The organism is Achromobacter sp. ACM05 (genome assembly GCF_019218915.1).
Taxonomy (GTDB): Bacteria; Pseudomonadota; Gammaproteobacteria; order Burkholderiales; family Burkholderiaceae_B; genus Achromobacter; species Achromobacter animicus.
Map to the genome: position 1 here is coordinate 1 of NZ_JAHUWQ010000030.1, position 241 is coordinate 241.

1 protein-coding gene is annotated in these 241 nt (G+C 61.8%); it reads right to left on the minus strand.

The features are described from left to right. Nucleotides 1–241, minus strand: a 241-nt coding sequence (locus tag KW836_RS27750; RefSeq protein WP_218345311.1) for a VCBS domain-containing protein, incomplete at both ends; no start/stop codon positions are given.

Consider the following 241-nt stretch of genomic DNA (forward strand, 5'->3'; position numbering starts at 1 on the left):
TGATGGTGTAGCGGATGGTTTCGGTCAGCGTCTGGCCGTTGTTCAGCGCTTGAACTGCGGGCAGGCCGTTGTTCAGCTGGTAGGACCAGGTGCCGTCACCGTTGTGGACCAGCGTGCCGTACTTGGCATCCGTCGTCGTGATGGCCACGGTGGTGCTGTCAGCACCCAGCGTGTCGTTGGTCAGAACGTTGCCCGTGATCGGGGTGGCGGTGTCTTCGGTGACCGAGGCCGAATCGTTCTT